Raw genomic sequence first — 8,413 nt, forward strand, 5'->3', positions numbered from 1 at the left:
TGGGTGCGGATCCTCTGAAGTGATCGTCGGGATCAAGCAGTGAGGTTGTAGTTCTGCTGGTCAGGGGTGAGGTGGAGGCTGTTGGTGTTCGCGCCGCCCGTGGTAGCACCAGTAGTTCTCGAAGTCGCCGTTCGTGATCAGTGCGCGGAGTTGGAGGATGGCTTCGGCGCCGTCGAGTTCCCAGCCGGCGCCGGTGATGTCGAGGCGGTCGGCGATCAGGTGGCGGCAGGCTCCTTCACCGGCACCGGTGGCGATCGGCCAGCCCGCCTTGAGGGCGGCGTCGTAGTGAAGCTGGTCGAGGTGGCCGGTGAGGTAGCGGTGGCAGGTGGTGACCGCCTCGCGGCGGGCGGCGGAGATTTGTTCGACCGCGGCCCGGGCGGCCATTTCAGTTGCGGCGCGCTCCGCGTGTCCGGCAAGGACCGCGGTGAGTTTGTCCGCGGCCCAGGTCTCAGTCTCGCGGCTGCCCACCGGATGGAAAGCGTGCGCCGCCGTCCAGCAGTACTCGGCGACGTGCACGAAGTCGAGCAGGAGGTTCAGGCGGATCCCGCGGCAGGCGGCTTCAGTGTGGGTCAGGTCGAGTTGGTGGCGGGCGCCGTCGACAAGCAGGATCCAGTCCCGCAGGTGCTGCGGGTCGCGGGCGGTGGCCTGGGCAAAGGCGTCAGCGACGATCTGTTCCGGCGGTCGAATCACCGATGTGGTGCACCACTTGCACTCCGCTTTCGGGCCCGGCCGCGGCGGCCGACTCTCGGTGCGGCCGCCGGGTGGGTGGATGATGTCGTGCGGCCTGCGCGGGGCGGGGGTGGTGTCGAAGACGCAGGCCACCGTCGCCATCCGTTTGCGGTTGGGCTTTTCACCCGGAGCCAGGCGTCCGCGCCGCCCGGCCGCCGCGCTCTTGGCCGCAGCCCGGCGGGTGGCTTCGCGCAGGGCCTCGGGCCGCATCACCACGCCCTTGCCGTCGATCTGGAGGACCAGCGGCATCTTGCGGGTGCACGGGGTGGGAATCCTCACCGCGTAGGCACTCCTGCACATGTGCTCCAAACCTCCTCGTCGACAGCGCCGGTCCGGACCAACACGGACAGCTGGGAGCACTTAGCTGGCCGATCGGTTCCTCGGCAAAGGGTTAACTGAAGGCCGGTGCGGCCGTGCGGTCACAGCCACGCATTGATGGCCGCGACCAGCACGGTTGTTTCGTCGCGGACGGCGGGTTTGTCGTACCCCGTGGCCACGGCCCGGTGGCGCTTGAGGCGATTGATCCCGCTGGGAAATCCGCGCCGACATCCACCAGGCCTTCCTCACCATCAGCTGCGCAATCATCTGCTGGCGACGCCTCAAAGAAGCAGTGCTGATCTGAGCCCTCAGCCCGAACCGGCGACCAGTGCCTCGCCGAGCGGGGTGCGCCGGTAGAGCACCGACCGTCCAGACCGGGCGCGGACGAGCAGCCCCGCGCCTCGCAGGATGGCGAGGTGGTCTCCTACCGCGCCGGGTGCCATGGCGAGGCTTCGGGCGAGGTGGCTGGTACTGGCCGGGGCGTCTAGCGCCAACAGCAGCCGGGCTCGGGCCCGGCCGACCAGAGCGGTCAGCGCATCCGGTTGAGGGACGGTCTCCTGTTCGCTCCACAGGGCGGCGGTGCCGCGGGCTGGATAGACCAAGGTCCTGGGCCAGGGGTCTTCCAGCTGCGCGGCGATGTTCCCGACGAAGACCGAAGGGATCAGCAGGAGCCCGTCGCCGGCGAGGCGGACTGTTCCGCCTCGGAAGAAGCCGATCTCGATACCGCCGGCGCGCCAGGCGATGCCCGGGTGCAGGCTCTCGATGGCCGTGGCCCAGCCGTGTTCGCCGATCACACCCACCCGGTGCACGACATCGCGCTCACAGATCGCGCGCAGTTGCGGCCAGTCCGCGGCGAGCAGCTCGTGCCACGCCTGGTCCATCGCCTCGGCGATCCTGGAGACAGCGTCCGTCGAGTCCAGCACTGCGCGTACGCGGGGATCGCGGGCGGACAGGCCGGTCGCAGTGGTGGCGAATTCGTGGCGGGCCGCTTCCAGCGGTGTGGCCCGGATCACGGCCAGGTCGTCTGCCCAGGTCTGGTTGAAGCCGCGCGGCGGCGGGGCGACGAAATTCGGTCCGCCTTGCGGGGTCTGCAGGGCGAGGACGGCGTTCAGTTCGGTCTCGCGCCGAAGCCGTTCAAAGACCGGCAGGAGCAGGGCGGCCCAGGCTCGCGGCAGCGGCCGCTCTCGGCCGGCGAGCGAGCGCAGCAGGAGGACGAGGTCCAGTGCGGGCGACAGTGCGAAACGGCTGCGCAGCAGGTCCTCGACGGAGACTTCGAAGCGGAGCACCCTGTCATGCTATCGAAGGACGTCTGTTCCGATTCGTCCAGCGACGAATCATTGGTGCGTGGTGTTTGCCCACGGCGAGGCTGGGCGTCATGATCCCAACCGCCGAGCCCGCGCAGGGCAACCACCGCGCCACCTACCGGGAGGTGCTGGCCGAGCCGCGATTCCGGCTGCTCTTCTCGACCCGTGCCGTCGCGATCACTGCGGACTCGCTGCGGATCACCACGTTCTCGGTGCTGGTCTTCTCGGCCACCGGCTCCGCGCTGCTGAGCGCACTGGCCTTCGGCATCGGCTTCATCCCGCAGCTGTTCGGCTCGCTGCTGCTGGGCTCACTGGCCGACCAACTGCCGCCCCGCGCGCTCATCACCGGCGGCTACGCCTTGACGTGCGCCGCCGCCCTGCTGCTCGCCCTGGTGCGGATGCCGGTCGTGGCAAGCCTCGGTGTCGTGGCGCTGGTCGCCCTCGCCACACCGGTGTTTCACGGCGCGTCGAGTCGGCTGGTCGCGCAGTGCCTGGAGGGCGACGCCTATGTACTGGGCCGTTCACTGAACAACATCGCTGCCTCCGGCGCGCAATTGTTCGGTCTGGCACTGGGAGGTGCGGCCGTCGCGGCACTCGGCCCGCACCGGGCACTCGCGGTCAGCGCCGCCCTTTACCTCGGCTGCGCGCTCGCTGTCCGCATCCGGCTGCCCCGGCTGGAGCCGGGAGAGTTCGGCGGTACACCCGGCAGCGCTCGGAGCGATGGCGGGGCCGTCCGGGCAAGCCTGCACGGTGCCGGCCTGCTGCTGCGCGAACGTACGGTGCGACGACTGATGCTGGCCCAGTGGCTACCGCCCGCGTTCGTAGCGGGCGCGGAAGGCCTGATCATCGCCTACGCCGGAGGACACCACTTCGCGCCCGGCTGGTACGCGGCGCTGATGGGCTGTCTGCCGGTCGGCATGTTGGTCGGCGACCTGCTGGTGGGCCGACTCCTACGGCCACCCACCCGGGAGCGACTGGTAGTCCCGCTGATTGCACTGATGGGACTGCCGCTGGCCGGCTTCGCCGCCGAACCCGGAGTGGGCGTCTCGTCCTGCCTGCTGCTGCTCTGCGGCTTCGGATTCGCCTACGGTCTCGGCCTGCAAAGGCCGTTCCTGGACGCCCTGCCGCACGATGGCCAGGGCCAGGCCTTCGGTCTGCTCGGCTCCGGTGGCACGACGCTGCAGGGCGTCGGGCCGGCCTGCTTCGGCTCGGTGGCCGCAGGCATCGGAACAGGCGGCGCAATCGCCCTGGCAGGCGGCGCGGCGGCACTTACCGCCGGCTGGATTCTCACCTGGCACCCGCCCCCCTCCCCGGTCCCGAACCACTCAACGGGATCGGGGAACGGCACCGAACAGCATGCGCGTAGTTCTCCTGCGCAGTAACCGTCGCAGGCCGGGTCGGCCACGAACCGTCACGCACCCCACCCGGACGGGAGAAGTCGAAGTGAACTGGTTGTTCGTGGCGTTGGGCGCGGCGATCGGTGCCCCGCTGCGTTACCTCACCGACCTGAGGGTGCAGAAGAACCTGGTGTTGACGATGCCGGAGGCCAGGCCACCCTCTTCGGTTCGGGCGCCGGAGAGTGCGGTGCCGAGGGAGGGGATGAAGGTGAGGAGCCGCCATGGCCTCTCCCCCGTGTTCGTCATCACCAACAGCCTGCGCCTGCGCAACTTCCGCGCTCTGACGGAAGGCCTGCAAGCACAGCCCGCTCACTCGCATCCGGCACCGCACACGCGGTACCGGATGCGGTTCTCTCCGGCACACACACTGCCCGGGGAACCCCCGGATCGCCGACGCCGTCACATGGATGCCGATCCGGCGAGTCCAGGCAAGGGTTCATGGTTGCCGACCTCGGTGAATACGGGCCAGCTGACACCGCGACGTCCGGGGGTTGCCTTCGTTCACCTAAGGGCGCAGTCCGGCCAGGGTGACGGTGACGAGTCGGTGGACCGCTGCTTTGGAGGGCAGGGTGCCGGCTGCGGCGAGGGCGTGGAGGCAGTAGTTCGCGAGTTCGGCGGGTGCGACGTCGTTGCGGAGAGTGCCGTTCGCCGCCCCCTCCGCCAGGAGGTCCCGGATCATTTCGCGGAGGTGCTGATCCGCGTGGCCGACATGCTCGTCGCGGTGCAGGAAGCTGGAGAGTTCCGTGCCGTGGTGCCCGTGGGTTGTGCGGGCGATGAGGGCGTAGGCCGTCAGGACAGCTTCGAGTCGCCCGTCGGCGCCGTCGGCCTGGTCGCGGACTTCGGCGAGATGGGCGAGATGGGCTGTGATCTGGCGTCCGTGCCAGGCAAGCAGGATCGCTTCGACGTCTGGGAAGTACTTGTACAGCGTGGCCCGCCCGATGCCGGCCCGTTCCGCGATCTGCGACATCGTCACCGCCCGCAGCCCCTGCTCGGACACCAGCTCGGCCGTGACGTCCAGGATCGCGTCGCGCACCGAACGGCGGTGCGCCTCGATCGTCTCGTTCCACAGCTTCGGCACCCCGCCAGTGTACGCGGCGCCATTGGGGCGACACTATGGATTGACAGCGACATGTTGTCTCGATAAATCTGATGCTGTCAGATACGACGGGAGGTCCGGGCCATGGGATCCGGACGATCGCGAGCTGAGACGAGGACGTGCTCATGGCCGGTTCACCCATATCTCCGCACGCTGGCTCTGCGGGCCGGAAAGGCCCCGAGGACCTGTATGCAACCCCGCCGCCGTGGGACATCGGTCGGCCCCAGCCGGCGTTCCGTGCCCTCGCCGACGCGGGTGCCATCCGGGGCCGGGTGCTGGATGCCGGCTGCGGGACCGGCGAGCACGTGCTCATGTCTGCGGGCCTGGGCCTTGATGCCACCGGAATCGACCTCGCCACCACGGCACTGCGTGCGGCCGAGGCGAAGGCACACGAGCGGGACCTGACGGCGCGGTTTCTGTCGTGGGATGCCCGACAACTGGCCGGGCTCGGCGAGTGGTTCGACACCGTGCTGGACTGCGGCCTCTTCCACATCTTCAGCGCCCAGGACCGTGGCGCCTACCTGGACAGCCTGCGCTCCGTCGTACCGCCGGGTGGCCGCTGCTTCATGCTCTGCTTCAGCGACCAGCAGCCAGGCGACACCTGGCAACGGGTCCACCGGGTGACGCAGGCCGAGATCGAAACCTCCTTCGCCGACGGATGGCGGGTGGACTCCATCGAACCCAGCACGATCGATATCACCACCGACCCGAACAGTGTCCGCGCCTGGCTGACCACCGCCACGAGGATCTGAACTTCCTGCCGAGTGTGCGGGCTTGACCGCCGCACCCGACAAACACCGGGCGGGTCGCGCGAACTCGACACGCTCGCACCACTGCGCCCGCCCGATGCAGGAACCCGAGACAAGGAATGGCTATGCCGACCTACGAATCCCACGCCTCGCCCGTGCCATCCGGCGAGGGCTCTGGCCCCCTTCCTCCACCCCCGAAAGGCGGCACGTTGCGTCGAACGCGGCTCCGCACGACGGGCTACATCGTGGTCGGGGCCCTGGTCGTCGCCGTGCATCTGGGGCTGGGAGGAGCCGCGATGGAGGCTTCGGCATGGACAGGCTGGGCGGCGAACATCGTCTTGGCGGCCGTCCTGGTGAAGATTATTGCTTTCGGGTACTTCGCCGCCCGCCGGATGCGGGGGCGTCGTGCGGCGGTACGACATGAAGCGCCCCACGATCTCGAGAAGCAGCTCGCCGTGGACGGAGCAGGCGCACCACTGGGCAAGAGAGACGGCAGCGCGCCCCATCTCCGCCGGGCCGGGCTCGCCACGCATGCTGCCTTCGCCGCCGGCCATCTCAAGGCCGCAGCCGGTTCCACACAGGGAAGGTCAAGGAGGAACTCCGGGAACGAGAAGCCGATGACGAGGTCCGAAGCCCGTATCCCGACGCCGAGGGGCGAGCGGTATGCCAAGCAACTGTGCAGCCATGCCGCCCGGATGACCCCGCGTGCGGAGTGGAACCCGCCGGAAGGTGTGATCGAATTCCCCGACGCCATGGGCACCTGCCGGCTGACCGCGGAGCCTGAGCACCTGCTCCTCGTCCTTGAGGCTACGGATACCGCGAATCTGGCCCGGATGCAGCAGATCATCGGCAGCGACATCGAGCGGTTCGCCGGCCGGGAAGGTCTCAAGGCGGAATGGGTGCCAGTCTGAGATCGCCCAGCATGCTGCGGCGCGCAGGGCGGGGCCGCTGATGAGCGTTCTCGTCTGCGCCCTGAACCGGAGGTCAGCGGGTACGTCGCAGTGCGGCCCAGCTTCCCCAGCCCGCAGCGGCTTCAACTGCAGTCCACCGGCCGGGGAGAGCGGCGGCGACGTCTTCGGCCGGCAGGTACAGGGGGCCGTCCTGCCCGAGCTGGTTGATCCACAGCAGTACGCCGGCCGGGGCCAGAACACGGGCCATCTCGTCGGGGAACAGGAGCATGTCGATGGCGGCGACGACCGCCACCGAGGCGTCGGCGCTCGGCAGGGCGCCGGCGTCGGCGCGTACGCGGGCCGGTGAGCGTCCGGCGGCCTGGCGGAGCATCTGCTCGGACAGGTCAATGCTGATCACGGTGGTGAAGGCCGTCGCGAGCGCGGGGGTGAACAGGCCGGTGCCGGAGCCGAGTTCCAGGCAGGTGCCGTGGGGGAAGGGGCCGCCGCGAGCGAGTGCGTCGCGTACGGGATCGTCTCGGCCGGTGGCCTGGTCGGTGTCCCAGGAGCTGGCGAGCTGGTCGAACAGGCCGGCCAGGAAACCGGCTGCCTCTCTCGTCCAGGAACGCCGGCCGGCGGCCAGGTCGCGGGCGAAGGCCCGGAACGCCTCTGCGGTGTCTTTCGGCGGCAGCGGTTTTCCTTCGGGGCTGGGCAGGACGCGGGGCAGCAGAGGGCTCATGGGACCAGTTGAGCATCGGCTGGGCAGTGCAGGATCGGCCTGGGGGTGGACAGGGGCCCCACCCTCGGGTGGAGGTGTTCCGAGGCTCAGTCGTGGCCGCCGTGGCCATCGTGGTTGTGGCTGACACTGGGGGCGCCGACCATCACGCGGAGCATGTCCCTTCCGCCGGTGCGCAGGAACCGCCGGACGTACGCGCTCCCCCGCGCCGTCTTCGTCTGGCGGGTGACGGACCTCTACTCCGGAGCGTCCTGGGCAGTGCGCAGTGCGGTAAGGGCGTCGCTGCGCTTGAGGTCGCCGAAGTGCGGTTCCTCCGTGCGCTGTTCGGCCAGCCACCGGACGAACGCGCTCTCACCCTGGACCGCGCAGACGGCCCCGGGGCCGGGCCCGCTACTTCGCAGTACAGCGTCGGACACCAGGCCCCGGGAGCCACCTCGTCAGCGCTGCTGCTGCGCGCTCTCTCCGATGTGGCGGAGGAGAGCGACGGTACCGACGGCGAATACTCCAGCTGTAGATCGTGATCTTCATGTCTGGGACGCGGCTTGCTGCCGGTAGTGGCTGGTCTGTGATCGCGCCTGGTGGCGAAGTCGCCAGTCGGACCAGCCGAGCTGGTGAGCGAGGCCGTGGAGGGGCCGAACCGTGATGGTGAGGAACAGGTGCTGGATCTCGTTGCAAGTCAGCGGGATCAGGTCGTCGGGGCCTGGCCGACGGGCGCGTTCCTCGGCGCGGACGACGGCCAGGAAGGCGTGGGCGAGCATGGCAAGGGTGACCCAGCGGCTCCAGGGGGGATAGCGGCGGACTTGGTCTTCATCGAGCCCGGCCAGGCCCTTCTCGGTCTGGAAGGTCTCCTCGACCCTCCACCGGGAGCCGACCGTCCTGACGAGGGTGTGCAGCGGGACCGATGGAGTGGCAGCGGTAGTAGGCGCGTTCCCTGGTGGTGCGGCTGCGTCGGATCAGCAGCTGACGGTAGCCCGGAGCCGGGTCAGCGAGGTCGATGACAGCCCAGTCGTAGAAGCGGTCGCCCTTCGCTCCGCGTCCGGCGGACAGCTTCTGCCAGGCTCTCTTCGGGAGCTTCTTGGCCAGTGCTTCGGCGCGGAACTTGCCGGCTTGAGCGGCCACTTCGGCCGAGCAGGCCACCGCGAGGACATAACCCAAGCCACGTTCCTCCAGGGCCGTCGGGTCTGCCGCACGATCGGG

8 protein-coding genes and 2 pseudogenes are annotated in these 8,413 nt (G+C 69.5%); 3 read left to right on the top strand and 7 right to left on the bottom strand.

Annotated features, from left to right (window positions below):
• Positions 1–32: 32 nt before the first annotated feature.
• Positions 33–1,020 (bottom strand): annotated as a pseudogene (locus tag J0695_RS28225) (ISKra4 family transposase); the annotation flags it as partial.
• Between the two features lie 335 nt (positions 1,021–1,355).
• Positions 1,356–2,333, bottom strand: a complete 978-nt coding sequence (locus tag J0695_RS28230) for a winged helix-turn-helix domain-containing protein (protein ID WP_206966647.1) — start codon at positions 2,331–2,333, stop codon at positions 1,356–1,358.
• Positions 2,334–2,422: 89 nt separating this feature from the next.
• Here J0695_RS28230 and J0695_RS28235 point away from each other — a divergent pair, with 89 nt between their 5' ends.
• The gene (locus J0695_RS28235) at positions 2,423–3,733 is read left to right on the top strand and encodes an MFS transporter (RefSeq protein WP_206966649.1); all 1,311 of its coding nucleotides are present in this window, start codon (positions 2,423–2,425) and stop codon (positions 3,731–3,733) included.
• Positions 3,734–3,844: 111 nt separating this feature from the next.
• Here J0695_RS28235 and J0695_RS28240 read toward each other — a convergent pair whose 3' ends face one another.
• Together J0695_RS28240 and J0695_RS28245 are read right to left on the bottom strand one after the other, a co-directional pair.
• Complete coding sequence (locus tag J0695_RS28240; RefSeq protein ID WP_206966661.1) at positions 3,845–3,994, bottom strand: hypothetical protein; 150 nt, start codon at positions 3,992–3,994, stop codon at positions 3,845–3,847.
• Between the two features lie 259 nt (positions 3,995–4,253).
• The gene (locus J0695_RS28245) at positions 4,254–4,826 is read right to left on the bottom strand and encodes a TetR/AcrR family transcriptional regulator (RefSeq protein ID WP_206966650.1); all 573 of its coding nucleotides are present in this window, start codon (positions 4,824–4,826) and stop codon (positions 4,254–4,256) included.
• A 143-nt stretch (positions 4,827–4,969) separates the two neighbouring features.
• Between J0695_RS28245 and J0695_RS28250 the strand changes: the two genes are divergently transcribed.
• Positions 4,970–5,596, top strand: a complete 627-nt coding sequence (locus tag J0695_RS28250; RefSeq protein WP_206966652.1) for a class I SAM-dependent methyltransferase — start codon at positions 4,970–4,972, stop codon at positions 5,594–5,596.
• A gap of 206 nt (positions 5,597–5,802) precedes the next feature.
• Positions 5,803–6,504, top strand: a complete 702-nt coding sequence (locus J0695_RS28255; protein ID WP_206966655.1) for a DUF2218 domain-containing protein — start codon at positions 5,803–5,805, stop codon at positions 6,502–6,504.
• A gap of 73 nt (positions 6,505–6,577) precedes the next feature.
• Here J0695_RS28255 and J0695_RS28260 read toward each other — a convergent pair whose 3' ends face one another.
• The 3 genes and pseudogenes from J0695_RS28260 to J0695_RS28270 form a co-directional block, all read right to left on the bottom strand.
• The gene (locus tag J0695_RS28260; protein WP_206966657.1) at positions 6,578–7,219 is read right to left on the bottom strand and encodes a class I SAM-dependent methyltransferase; all 642 of its coding nucleotides are present in this window, start codon (positions 7,217–7,219) and stop codon (positions 6,578–6,580) included.
• 233 nt (positions 7,220–7,452) lie between these two features.
• Positions 7,453–7,632: a hypothetical protein gene (locus J0695_RS28265; RefSeq protein ID WP_206966659.1), complete on the bottom strand. Its 180-nt coding sequence runs from the start codon at positions 7,630–7,632 to the stop codon at positions 7,453–7,455.
• Between the two features lie 108 nt (positions 7,633–7,740).
• Positions 7,741–8,413 (bottom strand): annotated as a pseudogene (locus J0695_RS28270) (transposase family protein); the annotation flags it as partial.

It is taken from the genome of Streptomyces beijiangensis, assembly GCF_017315755.1.
Taxonomy (GTDB): Bacteria; Actinomycetota; Actinomycetes; order Streptomycetales; family Streptomycetaceae; genus Streptomyces; species Streptomyces beijiangensis.